The 18048-nt window shown below is 70.3% G+C and carries 16 protein-coding genes; 1 reads left to right on the forward strand and 15 read right to left on the reverse strand.

The features are described 5' to 3' along the window. Positions 1 to 59: 59 nt before the first annotated feature. The 6 genes from ENSA7_RS38355 to ENSA7_RS38380 form a co-directional block, all read right to left on the reverse strand. Entirely contained in the window at positions 60 to 971 is a 912-nt protein-coding gene (locus tag ENSA7_RS38355) for an efflux RND transporter periplasmic adaptor subunit (RefSeq protein WP_106094394.1), read from the reverse strand. After that, positions 968 to 3148 (reverse strand): peptidase domain-containing ABC transporter, encoded by a 2181-nt coding sequence (locus ENSA7_RS38360; RefSeq protein WP_244924051.1) that lies wholly within the window; start codon positions 3146 to 3148, stop codon positions 968 to 970. The genes ENSA7_RS38355 and ENSA7_RS38360 overlap by 4 nt, the downstream gene beginning before the upstream one ends. Further along, the gene (locus ENSA7_RS38365; protein ID WP_146158630.1) at positions 3145 to 4119 is read right to left on the reverse strand and encodes an efflux RND transporter periplasmic adaptor subunit; all 975 of its coding nucleotides are present in this window, start codon (positions 4117 to 4119) and stop codon (positions 3145 to 3147) included. Before ENSA7_RS38365 ends, ENSA7_RS38360 begins: the two co-directional genes overlap by 4 nt. Further along, positions 4116 to 5078, reverse strand: coding sequence for an ATP-grasp domain-containing protein (locus tag ENSA7_RS38370; RefSeq protein WP_244924052.1), 963 nt, complete (start codon positions 5076 to 5078; stop codon positions 4116 to 4118). The genes ENSA7_RS38365 and ENSA7_RS38370 overlap by 4 nt, the downstream gene beginning before the upstream one ends. Before the next feature lie 78 nt (positions 5079 to 5156). Next, positions 5157 to 5393, reverse strand: a complete 237-nt coding sequence (locus tag ENSA7_RS38375) for a hypothetical protein (RefSeq protein ID WP_106094512.1) — start codon at positions 5391 to 5393, stop codon at positions 5157 to 5159. Positions 5394 to 5844: 451 nt separating this feature from the next. Beyond that, positions 5845 to 6498 (reverse strand): hypothetical protein, encoded by a 654-nt coding sequence (locus ENSA7_RS38380; RefSeq protein ID WP_106094397.1) that lies wholly within the window; start codon positions 6496 to 6498, stop codon positions 5845 to 5847. A gap of 237 nt (positions 6499 to 6735) precedes the next feature. Here ENSA7_RS38380 and ENSA7_RS38385 point away from each other — a divergent pair, with 237 nt between their 5' ends. Beyond that, positions 6736 to 7887 carry a DUF2931 family protein gene (locus ENSA7_RS38385; protein ID WP_106094398.1) on the forward strand — a complete coding sequence of 384 codons (1152 nt, stop codon included), beginning with the start codon at positions 6736 to 6738 and terminating at the stop codon, positions 7885 to 7887. On the opposite strand, the gene ENSA7_RS38390 is transcribed toward ENSA7_RS38385, so the two are convergent. The 9 genes from ENSA7_RS38390 to ENSA7_RS38425 form a co-directional block, all read right to left on the reverse strand. Continuing rightward, positions 7871 to 9244: a JmjC domain-containing protein gene (locus ENSA7_RS38390; protein ID WP_106094399.1), complete on the reverse strand. Its 1374-nt coding sequence runs from the start codon at positions 9242 to 9244 to the stop codon at positions 7871 to 7873. The genes ENSA7_RS38385 and ENSA7_RS38390 overlap by 17 nt on opposite strands. Further along, positions 9244 to 9966, reverse strand: coding sequence for a TIGR02466 family protein (locus ENSA7_RS38395; protein ID WP_181234520.1), 723 nt, complete (start codon positions 9964 to 9966; stop codon positions 9244 to 9246). Before ENSA7_RS38395 ends, ENSA7_RS38390 begins: the two co-directional genes overlap by 1 nt. A gap of 5 nt (positions 9967 to 9971) precedes the next feature. Beyond that, positions 9972 to 11216 (reverse strand): JmjC domain-containing protein, encoded by a 1245-nt coding sequence (locus tag ENSA7_RS38400; protein WP_106094401.1) that lies wholly within the window; start codon positions 11214 to 11216, stop codon positions 9972 to 9974. A gap of 12 nt (positions 11217 to 11228) precedes the next feature. Continuing rightward, positions 11229 to 13082, reverse strand: a complete 1854-nt coding sequence (locus ENSA7_RS38405) for a TOMM precursor leader peptide-binding protein (RefSeq protein WP_372237583.1) — start codon at positions 13080 to 13082, stop codon at positions 11229 to 11231. A gap of 419 nt (positions 13083 to 13501) precedes the next feature. Beyond that, complete coding sequence (locus ENSA7_RS38410; RefSeq protein ID WP_181234521.1) at positions 13502 to 14641, reverse strand: SagB family peptide dehydrogenase; 1140 nt, start codon at positions 14639 to 14641, stop codon at positions 13502 to 13504. Between the two features lie 5 nt (positions 14642 to 14646). Continuing rightward, positions 14647 to 15489, reverse strand: a complete 843-nt coding sequence (locus tag ENSA7_RS38415; RefSeq protein ID WP_219908135.1) for a DUF6445 family protein — start codon at positions 15487 to 15489, stop codon at positions 14647 to 14649. Between the two features lie 120 nt (positions 15490 to 15609). Beyond that, a complete protein-coding gene (locus tag ENSA7_RS44665; RefSeq protein WP_181234522.1) occupies positions 15610 to 15765 on the reverse strand; it encodes a hypothetical protein in 156 nt (51 codons plus the stop codon). A 95-nt stretch (positions 15766 to 15860) separates the two neighbouring features. Continuing rightward, a complete protein-coding gene (locus ENSA7_RS38420; protein WP_106094405.1) occupies positions 15861 to 17045 on the reverse strand; it encodes a JmjC domain-containing protein in 1185 nt (394 codons plus the stop codon). Continuing rightward, positions 17042 to 17956 carry a cupin-like domain-containing protein gene (locus ENSA7_RS38425; RefSeq protein ID WP_106094406.1) on the reverse strand — a complete coding sequence of 305 codons (915 nt, stop codon included), beginning with the start codon at positions 17954 to 17956 and terminating at the stop codon, positions 17042 to 17044. The genes ENSA7_RS38420 and ENSA7_RS38425 overlap by 4 nt, the downstream gene beginning before the upstream one ends. Positions 17957 to 18048: the final 92 nt, after the last annotated feature.

The raw sequence follows: 18048 nt of genomic DNA on the forward strand, positions 1-18048 counted from the left end.
CGGCCAATGGACCATGGAGTCCAGAGAGCGAGCTGCCCGTGATCCACGTCTGAACCAGTTCAAGGCTCGATCACCGCGGTCTGAGCGAAGCGCACCTGGGCGACGGCGCCGATCCGCGAGCGCGGGGCATCACCGTCAAACCGCGCCTCCGCGATGATCAGACCCGTCCCCGCGTCGATCTCGGGCGCGATCGCGCTGACGCTCGCCGCAAACTCCAGCTCGGAGTCGGCGAATCGCACGACCAGCGCGGCGCCGAGCTCGAGCGCCGCGGCCTCGGTATTGGGGACGGCAAAGCGGACCAGCCGATCCTCGGAGATCAGCGAGACTACCGGGTCGCCGAGCGTGAGCGTGGCGCCAGGGTCCGCGTAGCGATCACCCACGAACGCAGCGAACGGGGCCCGGAGCTCGGCTTCGGTCAGTCGCTCGGAGGCCGCGTTCATGCGGCTGCGCTCGCGCGCCAGCGAGGCGTCGGCGCTGCGCTTGCGCGCGTCGGCCAGCTGCTCGGCGACGCGTCGCTCGCGAACTTCGGCGCGCGAGACGAAGTCTTCGAGATCCTCGACCTCGGCTCGGTTCGCGCGGGCCTCGGCGAGCTCGAGCTCGAGCCGATCGAGCTCGGCTCGGGCGCTTCGCCAGGTCGCCGTGGCGCCCGCTAGCTCGCTGCGTTGGCCCAGCAACTCCACGATCGCGACAACCGCGTCGGCGTCGATGCGATCCCCGACGTGGAGGTCGAGACGCTCGAGCCGCGCGATGCCGGGGGCGACCAGCACGACCTCGGCCGCAGGGACCAGGACGCCGAGCATCGCGACATCGGCGACCTTCGTCGTGCTCGTCGCCTCCAGCTCCAACTCGAGCGCGCGCTCCGACGGCGGTGAACCCTCAGCTGCCGAGTCGACGATCGCGGACGCGTCGGCCCCGACACAAGCGAGCGCCAGCGCGGTCACCCCGACCGGGACCCACGCCCACGCGCTCATGGGGCCTCCCGCTGGTAGAGCCGGCGGTACACGTCACCGCGGGCGAGCAGGTCGCGGTGGGTCCCGGACTCGATCACGCGACCGCGGTCCATGACCAAGATGAGGTCTGCCTCGACGACGGTGCTGAGCCGGTGGGCGATCACGATCCGCGTACAGCGAAGACTTGCGAGCGAGCGCTGGATCGCGGCCTCGGTCACGCGGTCGAGGCTGCTCGTCGCCTCGTCGAGCAAGACGATCGCGGGCTCGGCCGCGAGCGCCCGGGCGAGCGCCAGCCGCTGGCGTTGGCCCCCGGACATCGAGGCGCCGCCGTCGGCCAGGATCGTCTCGTAGCCCATGGGCAGCTGAACGATCTCGTCGTGGATCGCCGCGCGCTTGGCCGCCTCGACGACCGCCTCGAGCGACATCTGGGGCTGACCCATCGCGATGTTCTCGCGGACCGACACGCCAAACAGCTCACCACCTTGGGTCACGACGCCGAGCTGTTCGCGGACGCTGCGAAGGTCCAAGCCGGCGAGGTCCACACCGTCATAGCGGATCTGCCCCTGCTGGGGCCGATAGAGCCCGACGAGCAGCTTGGCGAGGGTCGACTTCCCGGCCCCGGACGACCCGACCACAGCGACGAATTGGCCCGGGGCAATGCTGACGCTGACATCGGTGACGGCCGCTGGCGAGGACTCGGAGTAGCGGAAGCTGATCGCGTCGGCGTCGATCTGCCCGCGCAGCCGCGGCGCCCGAGTGACCGCGCTGCGGTCTTGTTCGGGCTCGGCCCCCATCACGTCGTCGATCCGCTCGAGGTAGCTACCGAGCACTTGAAACTCGAGCGCGACCCCAACTAGGGTACCGAGCGGGCCGAGCACGCCAGCGCCGAGAGCCGAGAGCCCCAGCATCGCGCCAAGTCCGATGTCGCCGCGCAGGACCAAGAACGTCCCGGTCGCAAGGACGACGAGCGGCGCCGCGACGGTGAAGGCCCGCAGCAGCGAGCTGATCAGCGCGTCGAGGCGAGCCCGGCGAAGCGAGACGTTGAGCGCGTCGACGAACAAGTTCGACCAGCGCTCGAGGGCGCGGTACTCGGCGCCCATGCTCTTGAGCGCCTCGATCCCGCCGAGCATCTCGACCTCGTAGCTCGAGGTCTTGGCCTGCGCCGCGAGGCTCTCGCTCATCAGCTCGCGCTGGACTCGGCGCGTCGCCCAGTACAGCGACAGCTGTACGCCAGCGAGCCCGAGCACGACGGCGCTCATCAGCGGGCTGGCCCACATGATCAGGACCAAATACAGACTCACCAGCGAGCCGTCGAGCAGAGCCGAGAGCGCGCCCGAGGTGAGGATCTCCCGGACCGTCGTGTTGCTGCCCAGGCGCATGAGCAGGTCGCCAGTCGAGCGGCGCTGGAAGAACGAGTAGGGCAGATCAACGAGGTGGTCGAGGAACCCGACGGTCAGCTTGGCGTCAAGCAGCGTGCGCAGCGAGACCAACACGTTGGCCCGGACCAGCGAGGCGACAAAGGTAAACAGCACCATCATCGCAAGGCCGGCGAGCAGGACCGTGAGCAGATCGAGGTCGCGCCGCGGGATGATCCGGTCGACGAGCAAAGTCGTGAGCAAGGGCAGCCCCAGCGCGAGCAGCTGCACGAGCACCGACATCATCACGACCCGGCTCCACAGCCCCGGATAGCTGAGGATCTGGGCGAAGTAGCGGCGCACGAGCGGACGGCTGCGCTGCTCGGGGGCGAACGCCTCGCTTGGCTCGAGCAGCAGCGCGACCCCGGTGCAGGCGCGGTCGAACTCGCCCGGGCTGACGCGGCGGCGACCGTAGGCGGGATCGAGGATCACCACCCCCCGACGGTCGACGCCGTCGAACACGACGAAGTGGTTGAACTCCCAGTGCAAGATGGCGCCGCGCGGCACCAGCTCGAGGTCGTCGAGCGACTCGATCTGAACGCCGCGGCCGCGCAGCCCGTAGCCGCGCGCGGCACGAAGGATCGCCAGCGCGCTGACGCCGTCACGATCGGCCGCGGTCGCCTCACGCAGCTCCTCGAGCGGCCGGTCGCGGCCGTAGTAGCGCAAGACCATGGCCAGGCAGGCGGCGCCACAGTCCGCCGCGGTCAACTGGGCGATGTGCTCGAGTCGGCGGCGGCCCGAGGCCCCGAGACGACGCAGCGCGGGGAGTCGTTGAGCGGTCACGGGGCCTTTGAAGTGGAGTGGGATGGGTCGCCCGGTACCAGGGTCTCGAGCAAGGTCTCGAGCAGCGTCACCGAGCGCAGCTTGGCCTCGAGCGTGCCCTGCATGCCGTCGAAGATCCGGTAGTGGGTGTCGTTGGCCGCGAACGAGTCTGAGCGCAGCTCGGTCTCGACCACGACGATCGGCCCGCGCAGCTCGACGCTGCCTTGGCGATCGCGTCCGAGGTAGCGCATCGCCTCGGCCGGACCGATGACCTCGTCGGCGACGGAGCGAACGACCACCTCGCTGCGGCTGTCGGAGAAGCCCTCGAGTTCGAGGTAGACCTGGGTGTCGGCAGCGCTGAGCAGCGGTCGGTAGTGCCCGGGGAACAGGCCGACGACGACGGTCCGCGCGTCGTCCTGCTCGAGCGAGACCAGCGCGTCGCCGAGCACGACCGGCTGGCCCCGACGCACGCGCACGTCGGACACCACGCCGGACTCTGGGGCGACGATCGTGCGTCCGCGCAGCTTGGCCCGGGCCAGCTCGACGGCCGCGTCAAAGCTGGCGAGTCGCTGCCGCTTGCCCTCGCTGTCGCGCTGCGGGGCGCGAAGCAGCTCGAGCAGCTGGCGTGTGTAGGCCTGCTCGGCACGCTCGAGCTCGGCGCGCTCGCTCGCGTCATCGAGGCGAACCAGCACCGCCCCGGTCGCGACCCGCTGCCCCGACCGAACCTCGATCTGCTGGACGGTCCCGGACACGGCCGAGGTCACCAGAACTCGACCCTCGCGGCGAACCGTGGCGATCCCTTGGGCGTACTCGCCGATCTCTGCAGTCGCCGCGAAGATCGTCGCGCTCACGAACACGGCGAGCAGCACGAGCTCGGCCAGGCGGGTCCACCCCGAGACCGCGCCGAGCGGTCGCCCCGGTCGATCACCGCAACCGTGCGCGTTTAATGCCGCAGGCCGGAAGATCGAGCGCGCGGGCGCCGTCGCGTTCATGAGGCCGTCCGCGTCGCCCGAGCGTGAGCGCTGGCGTGGCCGACCAGCGCGTCGCACAGCGGCCCGCAGATGTCGACGCCTGCGCGCTGCTCGAACCCGATGAACATCGCCGAAGGGTTGAGCTCGAGGATCTTGTAGCGCCCGTGACGGTCGGCCTTGATGTCCATGCCCGTGTACGGAAGCCCGATGATCGCGGCCGCGCGCACACAGCTGGCCGCGACCTCGGGCGCGAGCTCGATCGCCTCAATCCGCTGTTCGTGCTGGCGAAAGTCGATCGCGTCCGTCACGATTCGCAGCGCGCAGACGACCTGGCCGTCGATCACATAGACGCGGACGTCGTCGCCAGGCAGCAGCTCCTGAAAGCAGACTGGGGCCGCGCCGAGCTTGGCGAGGCGCTCGGGGGACAGGTCGGCGGCTTCGACCTTGCGGGTCGCGGCCCCGCCAGCGACGGGCTTGAAGATCGCGTCGCGGCCCTCACAAAATCGCAGCACCGCCGCGGGGTCGTTGGTCCACAAGCTGTCGGGCGTCGGCAGCCCCGCCGCACGCAGCAGCGCGAGTTGGTACGGCTTGGTGATGTTGTTGCCGACCGTCGGGGGGTTGTAGAGCGGCACGCCGAGGTGCTCCCAGCGCAGCAGGATCGCCGACAGCAGCGTCGATCGCTCCCGAAACGCGAGCACCGTGCGACGCCAGTCCTCGCGCATGGCCTCGTCGGCCTCCACGCCGAACCCCGCCGGGCTCTGGTAGAGGCTGCGCACGTAGACGGCGGCCGGCCGCGCGATGCGGTGGCCCGCGATGTCGATCTGCTCGGGCCCGCCGCCCAGGCTGACCGCGAGCTGCTCGGGGAACTCGCGGGCGTCGAGGACCGTGGGCTCGTGACCGCGGGCGCGGACACCTTCGTAGACGGCGCGGGCGTGGGCATCCTCGAGGGCGCCGACGATGACGATGGGAGATACGGACACGGCTGGCTGCTCCGGGGAAGCGAGGGTTGAAGGTGCCCGCCGGGGCCGCACGAGCGGGCCCCGGCGAGCGAGGGTCGCCTAGCTGAGGGCGTCTTCTTCGCCGAGGGCGAGGGTGGTCGGGCCATCCTCCTCACCGATCGCGAGGGTGGTCATCACGTCTTCCTCGCCGAGCGCCTTGGTCGTCGGGTTGCAGTGGTCTTCCTCGCCGATCGCGAGGGTGGTCGCGATGGGGCCACCCTTGCCGCCGGTCACCTGACCGAGGTCCTCGATGTAGAGATCCTTCAGCTGCTTCTTGTCAGTCTTATTGTTGCTCATGTTGTCCTTGGATGTGTTGTGTCCAAACAAGGCGCCCGTCGAAACGCGGTTCACACCCGGTAAGATGCGTGAATGCGGGCTTCCGCGGGCGCCGATGCGGCCCAATCAATCACCGGTCCGGTGACCGTGCAAGCGCGCTCTCGGCCGCGTATGCCTCGTCTCCAACCGGATGTTGGGGACGAGCCGGGGTCCCGTCTCGGAGTTGTGGTCGATACATTCGACCCGGATTGATCATCGAATATCGATGATGGTGATCGTAAGAATGACCCACATGTCACTCAGGCTCCCAACCCAGGGTATTGTGCGAATCCTCCGATGACCGAGCTGCGCGAGCTTCGAACAATGCACGAGTCGCGCCGAGCACGCGCTCGGCGAGACACTCAGCTCCGCGGGCGTGACCAACGGCTGAGGCGTCGCGTCGAGTCGCTGAAGGCCACCCGGGCCGCCGCCGTCACGGCGAGTCGGGGCACGCCGCGTCGCCGCACACGAGGCTCAGCCCGTCGGGGCACAGCGTCGGCTCGCCCGCCGCACAGGTGTCGAACCGGCAGCCCTGCGTGCCCGGGTCGCCGTCGGGGCAGGTCAGCACGCAGCTCGAGCCACTCTCGCAGTTAGCCGCACAGTTGTGGTCCGAGCACCGAAACGCGCACGCCGAGCCGGGGCCGCAGGTGCAGGTTCCGTTGGCGCAGGTCCCCGCGCAGTCGGGATTGTCGCCGGCGCAGGTGATGTGGCACGGGCTCGCGTCGCACAAGAACACGCAGCTGCTCCCGATGTCGCAGGTGCACTCGCCGTTGGCGCAGGTCCCCACGCAGTTGGAGCCGGGCTCGCAATCCACGTGGCACGGCGGCGCCGCACACTCGAACCCGCACGAGCTCCCGGGCCCGCAGGTGCACTCACCGTTGGCGCACTGGCCCACGCAGTCCGGGTTGTCGCCTTCGCAGTCGACGTGGCAGGGCGGCGCGGCGCATTCGAACTCGCAGGAGCTGCCTGCTCGACACACGCATGTGCCGTCGCTGCAGTCCACGGCGAGGGTACAGCCCGCGGCGACGCCGAGGGCGAAGCTGACGACGGCCGCCAGGGCCAGGTGCATGCGCTCAAACATGATCATGGGTCCTCCAGTCTGGACTCGGGGACTGTCTTGTTCGGGGGGCGATCGAAGCCCCCACGCTCGACTCACCGGCCAACCTCGACTCACCGGCGAACGAAGTCGACCTGCGCTCAATACACCTCGATGGGCGGCGCGAAGTTGGCCTGCTCCGTGCGGACGCGCACGGCCTCGCTGCGCTCAGCACCGACCACCGCCGGAAGCCCAAGCTAGCGCCGCCATTGGCTACGATGTCGATCGATGAGCCGGCTGGTCTTCCACAGCATGTACCCGGACATGAAGCTGCCGGTGTCCGGAGAGCAGGTCCTGGGTCCGACCACGCTGCCCAAGCGGGCGCGCTCGTTCTGCAAGCCGATGACCGACGAGGTCCGCTCCGGCGTCTATCTTCACGCGCCGATCGAGTTCGAATTTCGCCACAACCGCCAGACCATGTGGCTGCGGACCACGGTCGGCGATCTCCGTCACACGTCGATCCGCCACTTCGGCGTCACGGCCCGCGCCGACCTGCTGGTCAGCGATCTGTTCCCCGAGCGCTCGCGCGAGCTCCAGGCCAGGTTCCGCGCGGTCGCGATGGGCGCGGAGTTCCCCGACGATCTCACCGACGACCCCTGCTACCGCATCAATGACCGGCTGCTATCGGCGATCTCCGAGCCCGACGCTCCCGGCGGGATGGTCATCGTCTGGCTGGGCGGGACGCTCTACACCGAGGGCGACGACAAGCTGCTGATCAAGGGCGTGCCCAACCTCTACCAGCGCAACCGCTACGAGGTCCTCGACGCGATCATCGAGAGCTCGCGCTGGCACGGCTGGGTCGGCGCCGTGATCCGCAGCTACGACGAGAACACGTGGATCCCAGTCTCGGCCGCCGAGCCGTTCACCAAGGCGATGATCCTCGGCCCACGAACCGAGCTCGAGATCGTCCCCTTCGATCAGCTGCAGCGCGAGGTGCTCGTCGATCCGCTGCGCTGGAGCGACTTCGACGCGACCTACGCCCGGCCGCCGGGCAAGTACCTGCGGGACCTTCGACAGGGCGGAAGCTGGGACACCGAGTGGAAGAGCAAGCTCGACCTGCGCCCGCCCGCGCGGCTACCCTCGCCGCAGCTCGGCGCCCCCTCGACGCGGATCGCCGACGAGACCGAGCTGAGCTTCTTCGAGACGCGGCTGCGGCTGGTCGAGGATCTGCGCGCCGCGGACCGAGCGATCGAGATCCACCACAACGGCCGAGTCGCGCGCTTTGGTGGCGCCGACGCGTGCGAAGTCGTCGACGAGCTGTGCGCGTGGCCGCGGCTGTCGGCGGCCGAGCTGGCGACCCGGACCCCGTTCGAGATCGGCGAGCTGCGCGAGTTCTTGCAGCGCCTGGTCGAGGCCAGCGTCCTCAACCCTGTCGCGTGATCCGCAGCAGGCCATGCTCGACCATGACCCGCAGCAACGGCTCGACATCGGTCCAGGCGAAGCGCTCGTCTGCGTCGGTCCACGCGAGGGCGTCGGCGGCGACGAAGCGCTCGCGGGCGAGCAGCTCGCGGACCAGAGGTAGGGCCGCGACGGGCAGCGACAGCGACTTGGCCCCGGCGTGGAGCTCGATCGTGGGCGCGCGCTCGCGAGCCGGGCGCAGTCGGATCGGACAGCGACGATCAACCTCGAGCAGCTCGTCGCGCATGAGCTCGGGCACGGCGCCACGCGGTTGCGGCGGTTGGGGTGACGCGCAGGTCGAGGCCGACCACAGCTGCGTCAGCGTGTCCTCGTGGCGGTCCGGATCGGCGAGCAGCTCGGCGAGCGCCCCGAGTCGCCCGCGCATGTAGGCCCACAGCTCGTCGGTGGTCGTCACCCCTGCCCCCGCGGGCACCAACGGCGGCGGCCGACGCCACTCGAGCTCGCTACGCAGCTCACGCTCGAGCCACACGTGCAGGAGATCGAGCACGCTGCGATCCTCGAGGAACAGGTTGAGCGCCAGCGAGTATCCGTGCGCCTCCGCGCGGTGCCAGGTCCCGGGCGGGAGGCACAGGAGGTCCCCAGGCTCGAGCGTGACCGACACGAACGCGCGCTCGTCGGGCGCCGCGGGTTGCTCCCACGCCTCCGGGGTCCGGCCGTGAGCGCGGCGCAACACCCGGACGCCGTCGCCGTCGATGTTGCAGTTGGCCCGCGGGTGCTCGACCGCCGGCGCTCGCCCGTACCGCCAGGTCTTGCTGCCCTCGAGCTGGATCGAGATCGCCGCGCGGGCGTCGAAGTGAGTCCCGAACCCGCAGCCATCGTGCGACAGGTAGCAGTTGACGCCGACGACCCCGGTGTAGCCGAGCTGCGCCCGGGTCACCCGCGCGAGCTCGGCCAGCTGGGCGTCGCGTCGCTCGACCCGGCTGACGCAGATCGTGGCGCCCGCGTCGAGGATCGGACCAATCGCCTCGTGGTTGACGCGAACCATCGGGATCGAGCGAGGCTCGGCGGCGCGATCGAAGCTCGCCTCGATCAGCAGCCCTTCGTCGGCGGCCGCGGCCTCGCGATCGGCGAGCAGCGCGGCGCGCAAGTCCTCGAGCGAGAACAACCCCTCGACCTTGGCCGCCGCGCCGGGGATGTGTAGCGGCGCCCGGCCAAAGGCGCGGGCGAAGTCCTCGAGGCCGACGGGCTCGATCAACCGCGCGAACGCGTCCGGTCCGATCTCGCGGCGCATCGTCGAACGCGGCGCCGGGGTCGACGCGCCGCGCTCGCTGGCGAGCGCAGCGAACAGGGCCGAGAAGTCGATCGCTCGCGTGCGCATCAGTCGACCGCCGCGAGCGGATCGGGGTTGGGGTGCTCGAGCCAGCCCCGCTCGGGCCGTGACCAGCCCCGCTCGGCGCCGCCGAGGGGCTTCGCCGCCAGCGCTGGCGTGGTGAACAGGCCCGTCCACGAGATGCGTTCGGCGCCGCTGCGGTTGGGCATCACGCAGTGCTCGACCCACGAGGGAAACAGCGCGAGGTCTCCGGCGGCCGGCTGGAGCTCAAACCACCTGGGCACGCTAAACGGCTCGAGGTCGAGCACGCACTCGCGCTCGACCCGGGTCAGGTAGGCGTCGGGGTTCTCGACCCGAAACCCGCCCGAACCCGGAGGCGCCTGAGCGTAGTAGGTCCCGCTGAAGGTCGAGCCCCCGTGGCCCCAGTGCTCGTGGGTGTGCGTCGCGCAGCCGGGCCCGCTGATGTTGACCCACAGCCCCACGTGCTCCCACGGGTGCGCCTGTGCTCGCCACCCGACTCGCGCCCACAGCGCTTCGATCGCGAGGTCGAACGCCGAGCGGAGGTCGGCGTAGTCCGGGGCGCGGTGCAGCTCGTCCTGGCTGTGCCAGGTGCTCTCGCCCTGGTAGTTGCGCCCTCGCGGATCGGCCCGACGTTCGGCCTCGGCCTGGGCCACGAGCGCCGCCGTGAGCGGCTCGTGCCCGTGCATGCGGACCAAGAAGCAGGGGATGCCGAAGGTGTCGAGTTCGATCAGCTCGGGGCGCAGGGACATGACGTTCACCGGCTTGCAGACGACGGGGACGCGACGACCTCGAGGATCTCGGCGGTCCACAGCACGCGCAAGATCGCACACAGCTCGCTGTCGCTGCGATCCAAGAAGCGCGCTCGCAGCTGCGCGAGGTCGAAGGCCGAGGCGCGCGCGCCGATCCAAGCGAGGACCTCGCGCGGGGCCGAGGACGAGGCGCGGATCGACAGCAGCACCGCGTCCTGCTCGTAGACGACGAGCGTCACCCCGTCCCCGTCGTCGCGCCACTCGAAGCGAACGCCCGGGCGGAGCTCGAAGGCCGCGACGTCGGCGAGCAGCCCGGCGTCGCGGCCGAGCCCGCCGAGTAGGAGATCGATCGGCCGCAGCCCGGCGAGCTCGGCCTCGAGCGAGCGACGGTGGGCCGCGAGCTCGGCGAGCAGCGTCGCGCTGGTCAGTGACCCGGTCTCAATCGGTGCGCGCAGCTGCGGCTGCTCGAGCGACACGCGCTCGACGATCGCGCGCAGCAGCCCGCCCCAGGTCGGCGCCTCGAGCATGATGTCGAGGTGGACCGAGTCGCTCAGCGGCGTCGTCGTGTGCCAGTAGCCCCGCGGCAAGAACAGGACCGATCCGGGCTCGAGCACCACGCTGTCGAGCGCCTCTGGCTCCCGCGCGTGGTCGAACAGCAAGACCTGCTCGAGGCTCGGGCTGGCGCCACCGAAGTGGTTGAAGGGCGGGTTCGGCACACAGGTGTTGGGCGCGTACTGCCAGCGCTTGCGGCCCGCGAGCTGCACGACCAGGCCCTCGCTGTTGTCCCAGTGCAGCGGCGGGGTGTGGGGCGAGCCCTCGCGGACCGCGAACAGGTTGCACGCGACCCGGGTCCGGGCGATCCCAAGCTCGTCGGCGAGGCGGCGGAGCGTCGTGGTCAGGCGCGGGAACCCGACGACCTTTTCGAGGTAGAGCTGCATCCCGGCCTGATACAGGGACAGCGCGCCGCTGACCTGGCGCTCGCTCAGCCGCCGCCCGCCGCCAACGCGCTCGGGGGTGAACGTGACCTCGTCGCGGCCGAGCTGCAGGCGCGCGAGCTCGGCCTCGCCTGTGGTCAGCGCCGCGCTCGGGTCGACGAGCTGCTCGAGCTCGAACAGCGCGGCCCAGTCCGCGAGCGCGCCTTCGGCCACGAACGGACGGCCCGGCCAGTGCTCGCGCACGAAGCTCTCGCTGCGCGTGGGCGAGCCCAGCAGGGCCCCGAGGATCGATGGCGGATCGAGCGCTTCGGCCATGGCGAGCACCGGTCAGGGGGGCATCCGCCCGAGGCGGAGATCAGCGATTGTGAACGGTTCGCCGGCGCGACCGAGGCGCGCGCGGTAGTCGAGCACCCGATCCGGGACGTGGACTGGATGCGGGAGCGCGTCGAACATGCCCGTGACGACGACGCTGACCACGTGGACGCCGAGCTCCGGCGGCACCGGATAGGCGAACGCGCAGGCCTGCGTGCGCGGGCTGGCGGCGAGGATCCGCTGGACCACGACGTCGATGCAGCGGTCGATCGTGTCCCCGGGCGCGGCCGCGTCGGGCAGCGAGCTGGGGAGCTCGGCGAGCCTGCATGACCCCTCGATCCGCCCCCAGACCCGCGCGCGGTGCTCGTAGCTGTTGAGCACGCTCCCGCGGCTGCGGAGCGGGTCGCCGCGGTCGACGATCGCGTCGTAGCACAGGCCCTGGAACGCCTCGGTCAAGGCGCGACGCAGGGCGAGCACCGGCGAGAGGTGACAGCCGAGCCCGGTCGCCCAGTAGTTCACGTGGTCGTCGCGCGCACGCACGGCGGCCTCGACCACAGGGACACCGATGTCGTTGGTCAGGTCGCGCAGCTGGATCTCGTAGCCAGCCGCGTCGAGGGCCTCGATCACGGCGCGCGCGTGGACGTCGTCGACGCTGTCGAGCTCGACGGCGGCGAAGCCCAGCCCGGTCGCCGCCGCGGCGAAGCTCGCGTCGTGCTCGACGACCTCGAGCAACCCCTCGAGCACGGCCTCGTTCCAGGCGGTGCCGGCGGCGATGCCCGACGAACCACGCTCGGGCAGCACGAATTCGCTGCCGGCGAAGTCCGCACGCGCGAGCCCGTGGGCGCTGGCGGCGGGCAGCCAGAGCGGCCGGCGAGCAGCGAGGTCCGCGAGGTCGACGGCCTCGACCCAGTCGAGCATCGCGTCGGCCGGCCGGGGCACGCGGCCGCGCGGCTGGACCTGCGGCACCTGACCCGCGCAAAAAAAGTCGAGATCGAGGGTCGGAACGCCAAGCGCGTCAGCGGGCCCGCGGATGAGATCGAGGGGACCCACGCGACGGGCGAAGGTCTCCTCGAACCACTCGTAGACCGCCGAGCACCACGCCTGGGCGGCGCTCAGGCCCTTGCCGAGCCCGCGCGCCTCATCGCCCGAGCACAGCCTGGGGTCACGGCGAAAGGGCAGCGTCGCGGAGACCTTCACGAACTCGATCTCCGCGAGCGCCGGGTGGCGGGCGATCAAGTCCGCCGGCCCGCGGGCGTGACGAATGTCGAGCTCGGCTCCGAGCTTGGCCAGCGCGCGCTCGCCGAGCGCTCGCGCGACGCTCGGCGGGACGCTGCGCAGGCCCGTGAGGACATCGACGACCTCTATCGAGCGCGAGCCTCCGTCGCGCTCGGGCTCGCTGGTGGTCGCCGTGGTCGAGCCTGCGATCGTCGAGATCGTGCGGACGAGCCCGCGACAGTGGGGGCAGCGGGTCATCGGTCCGATCGGTTGCCGACGCACGCGCCCGCCCCGGTCGACGACCGTCAGCGCCGTCGCGGGCTCCGGCGCGCGGTCGTCTGCGTAGGCGTCGAGGGCCGCCGCGATCGCGCCGACGAGGGTCAGGCGCTGGGCGAGCGCCCCCTCGACGGCCCCATCGACGGGCCAGACCGGGAGCGTGAGCTGGTCGAGCACGCCCACGGCCTCATGTGGTCGCTCGGGGAAGTAGTAGCGAGCCAGCCCGCACATCAGGCAGGGGGTGCGCGCGGGGATCATCAGCGGGCCGAGCACGACCTCGTCACCGGTACAGCTGACGAACAGCGCCTCGCGATCGGCAGCCAGCAGCGCGTCGGTCAGCGCGAGGGCGTCGCGCAGCGGACAACCGTCGAGGACCACCAGGCTCAGCTCCGGGCAATCTCCAGCGCGAACGGGCAACGCGAACTCCGTGGTCTCGCGCACGAGCCTGAGGTGGGCGCCGAGGTCCGCGAACAGCTCCGCGCCGAGCCGGCCCGAGCGGACCCCCGCGACCCGCAGCGATCCCAGCCCCGGCGAGCTCCTTGGCCGCTCGTTCGCGAGCCGGTCGACTAGCCGGTCGAGCACCACCTCGACGTCGCCCCGCTCGTAGCGGTGGGCCAGCGCCTCGACGGCGGCGTCTCGCGAGCCCGCGCTGTTCAGCGCGGCGAGCAGCTCGATGACGACCTCGGCGGGCATCCCCTCGATCTGGTGGAGGCGGCCGCCAGCGTGGAGCAGCACGCGACCAGCGTCGTCGGCCAGGACTTCGGCGAACTCGGGCGCGAGCGTCTGCAACGGCGCGCTCACCCGTCCCCCGATCGCGGCGCCGACAGGATCGGCCACGGCGGCTCGGGCGTCGCCGCCGGATCCAGCCCACCGAGGCCGAACTCACCGACGATCGGCTCGCTGAGCGGATCGACGCCGGTGAGCCCGGCGAGCAGCTCGGTCTCAAACCCACCGCCGTAGGCACACGGGGCCAGGCCCAGCGCCGTCGCTACCAGATAGAAATACGCGTAGAGGCAGCCGACATCCTTGAGCTGGCTGACGTAGGCGATGTGATCGTACTTGTAGGCGACCCGCGCGATCCGGCTGGTCACGAGCAACACGATCAGCGGCAGCTTGGCGCCGCCCTTTGCGGCCGAGACCGAGGCACCGCGCTCGACGAGCTCGGCGATCAGCGAGGCCTCGGCCCGGAGGGGCTCGAGCGCGTGGCGCTGGGGGCAGTAGTGATAGACGTCGGGCGCGAGCCCCTCGACCGCGGCCGGTGACACGACCGGATAGATCTCGTGAGCGTAGAGCCCGCCCGCCGAGGGGTAGAGGCGGTGCTGGAGGACGCGACCGTCGTCGAGCTCGCGCGCGTCCCAGCTGCGCGCCGTCCAGTGAAAGAACTCGCCGAGCTGGTCCAGGCTGATGGTCGCGGTCGGCGGACTGAACGACCGGCGGCGCACCAGCACCTGCCAAAAATCGACGGCCGCGGGCTCGGGCTCCGGGAGCGCGATCGCCGTCGCGCTCATCGGTGGCTTGGCGTGCGGCTCGGAGCGCGTCAGGCCCTCGAAGCGATAGCGCGCGAGGGTCTGGGGCCGACACTCGCGACTGTGTCGCTGCAGCGCGAGCTCGGGCGCGGCCCAGTAGCTCGACGGATCGAGGGCGCCGTCGACATCGGGCGGCCGTGACTCCTGCTCGGGTCGGACCAGGATCCCCGCCGCCTTCAGCGTCCGACAGGCCGCGATCACGTCGACCCCGAGCTCACGCGCGCCGCCGCTCGCCTCGACCTGTGCGGGGCTCGTGGGCACGCGAAACCAATGCAGCACTTGCACGAGCGCGGCGTCGTCACAGACCAGCGCCTTGCCCGTGCGAAGGTTGCGGACGACCAGCTCACCCACCTCCCATGTCACCGTGGTGAAGCGAGAGATCCGCAGCGGCTCGGTCGGATCAAGTTCCATCTCGCTCATTCGGGCAGCCCGAGCTCGGCGGCCTTGGGGTAGACCTCGCGCCGATAGCTGGGTTTGTTGGCGAACGCGAAGGGGACCGACATGAAGGTGCCGAGCGACAGGCGCAGTTGCTCTCGACGGCTCGGCGCTGGCACCACCGCGCGACTGATCGCCGAGTGGAACTGCCAGCCGGGGTACACGACCGTCCGATTGCAGCGTTGGCGCACGAGAGCCAGCCGCTCCCACGCGTCGGCAGCAACCTCGCCGCCGACCCGCTGCCGCCAGATCTCCGCCTGCAGCTGCTGAAGGTCGGGTCGCGGCAAGGCCTCGATCGCGGCCGGCAGCTGCGCGAGGAACTCCAACCCGAGCAGCTCCTGCAACCACAGCAGCTCGACCGGATCCTTGTCGCTCATCCAGCAGGTGAGCCCGGTCGCTCGGTGGCGCCAAAACGCTGTGCCCTCGTCATCGTGGTCGGTGTCTGACAGGTAGGTGACCGCCGCCAACCACACGTCGTGATCCGCGTGCTGATCAATCAGATCTGAAGGACGCTCGCGCAGCCCGAGCGCCGACGCGTAGAAGTCCGCAGCGATCACGTCGAGGTCGATCGCCTTCGGGTAGCCCTCGGGCCACAGCTGGTCGAGGATCACCCGCGCGAGCAGCTCGACGAACGCCCGCCCCCCTATCGGAGACACGCGCGCGCGCAACCCGGGGTAGCCCGAGTCCGGGATCGCGTAGCCCTGCTCGAGCGCGGCCTCGCGGACCTGCTCGATATCGACGAAGGTGTCGTCGATGACGGCGATCACGGACCCCGCTAGGCGGAGGACTTCGACGCGACGCTGAGAATTAAGCTCGAGCCTCATCCGAATACCCAATGGATTGGATGAGGCTCGTCAGCCTAGGCCGAGCACCAGCGCGAGAGCCCGTGGGAGCACCCATTCGGCTCATTTGGTTCCCCGGCGGCGCAGCCCTCGGCAAATTGCCTAGCGGTCGACGCCCACGGAGCCGTGGTTGCCGGAGCGCGACCAGCCGGCCTCGACCTTGCCGCCCTTGATCTTCTCCGTGGTCTCGCGATCGAGCTCGCGGATCTCGAGGTCTTTGATGTTCAGCTTGCGTTTGGGCTTGTTCTCGTCTGTCATTTTCGTTCCCTCTATTCTCGTGCTGCTATCTGGGCAACTTCGACCTCCGCAGGCTACTCGACCGCCAAACTTGCGCGCAAGGGTTTTCGCTCGCCTCAGGCCTCGCCTCGGACCCGCTGGAGAACCCCAGCCGCGGACAGGGCCGCGAACAAGTCCTCGAGCCAGGGCCAGAGCGAATCGGGGCAGTCCCAGAGCAGCGCACCGACCGGGGCCGGGCCTGACGACTGGGTCTGTGTCAGGCGCTCGAGCAAGCGATCGAACCACGGCAACTCCTCAATGGAGGCACCGATTGAATAGCTCATATGATCGCCGCAACTACGGATGTGGAAACGACCATCCGAGTCTACGCTCAATGTTACGTCTTCGTGAAGTGCCCACGACCCCGCCAACGTGTCGGGGAACGGCCCATATACCAGTTGGTCCACCGAGAGACAAGTGATCAGTTGTGTGATCGTTGGGCCGAGGGCGCGGAGATCGGCGAGCGAAGCGTGCGCAAGGTTCGCAAAGGACAGCTCTCGCAATCGCGGGTCGCGAACGATCTCCCACTCGATCAGCGACGAGAGCCGGGCGGCCAAGCTCGCCGGGCTGATCACGAACACGAGCGCGAGGCTGCGCGCCGAGCTGACCTGCGTGGTGTGCCACAGGCCGCGCGGGAGCCACAGGGACTGGCCAGCGGCTACGGTCTCGACGGCGTCAAACGGACCGAGCGTGGGGCTCGGCTCGACCTGGGGATCCCGCGCGGTCCCGTCGGGTCGCCGCGCGAACCGCTGCCAGACAGGGTCGCGCCACTCGATCACGTTGGTGTTCGTCGGCGGGTGGATCTGCCAGCGCTTCTCGCCGTGCAGCTGCACGTTGAGACCGCAGTCGCGATCAAAGTGTAGATGTGCCCCGGAGCCTCGCGCACCCGCGAAGATCTCGACTCGCGACGCCGAGGGCATGAAGTCCCCAACGGCCTCGCGGACGCGGTTGAGATAGCGCCCGAGCGCGGGAATGACTCGATGACATTCGTGGAAATACAGCGTCGCGCCAGCGCGGTGGGCGGCGAGGGCGGCCCGCGGCTCGAGCTTTTGTGCGCCCCGCATCCGCTGGCCGTCGGTGTGCCACACGGACACGCGCGCAGCGGGAGCTTGGCGCTCGAACAACGCACACACGGCCTCGACGTCGGGCAGCAGCACGACGAGCTCGGCGAACATGGGGTCGTCGTGGCAGTCGGCGCGGACGACCTGTGTCGGCCAGTCCGGGGCGGCGGGATCGACCCCGAACACGGCGCGAGTGCTCATCGCAGCGATCCGAGGTAGTCGCGCTCGAAGATCGCCAGGACCGCGGCGCGCTGCGGCGCCGACAGCTGACGCAGGTACGCCTCGTCCCCAAACGCATACTCGATGCTCCGCCACGTCGCCGCCAGCGCGGGCGCCCGCTGCTTGAGCGTGAGGCTGAGCGAGGCCTCGACGCTCTCGACCCAGTGCCAGATCGGGTTGGGCATGAACAGCGCCTGCCCGGGCTCGAGCTCGACCTCCCAGCAGTGCGAGCCCGCGAAGTTGGGATACTGCTCGAGGTCGACGCCCGGGAGATCGATGACCTGGGAGCTGCGCGTGCGCCAGTCAGTGACCGGGAAGGGGTAGAGATCGGCGGTGATCGGCGCGAGCACGACCCGCTTGCGACCCTGGAGCTGGACCAGGAAGCCCGGGGTCTGGTCGTAGTGCAGCGTCGTGATCGCGCCGGCTTGCGACAGCCAAGCGCCCTGATCTTCGCAGCCGTCCATTGGCGCGGGCAGTGATCCGAGCTGAGCGCGGAGCTCGGCGTGGACCCGACCGCAATACCAATAGACGACCTCACCGGGCGCGACGAGGGGCGGGCGCGCGCCCGGGTTGGTGATCCGGTCGATGATCTCGGGCAGCGGGAGCACGAACGAGTGGTAGCGACCCTCGGGCTGCGAGCGCTCCGACGGCGCGCGGTGGGGATCGAGGCGTGCGTCGTTGAGGTACAAGAAGGCGCCGCTCGGGCTGACCCAGCACTCTTCTCGCCAGTCACGCAGCCAGGCCTCGAGGTGGGTGAATTCCAGCGCCACGTTGTCGCGGCGCGAGACCTCTACCACGTAGGGCTCGCCGGCGACGGCGAACGCTTCGTGTCGCTCGCCAGCTTGCTCGACGTCGAGGATCGAGACCGCGCGGGTTTCACCAAACGCTCGCATGCCAGCGATTCGAATGATCGAGCATCGAGTCGGCAGAGTCAAACTCGACGACGACGATCGCCGCTTCTCCGCTACTCTCGGTCGACTCTCGC

It is taken from the genome of Enhygromyxa salina, assembly GCF_002994635.1.
GTDB classification, from domain to species: domain Bacteria; phylum Myxococcota_A; class Polyangia; order Nannocystales; family Nannocystaceae; genus Plesiocystis; species Plesiocystis salina_B.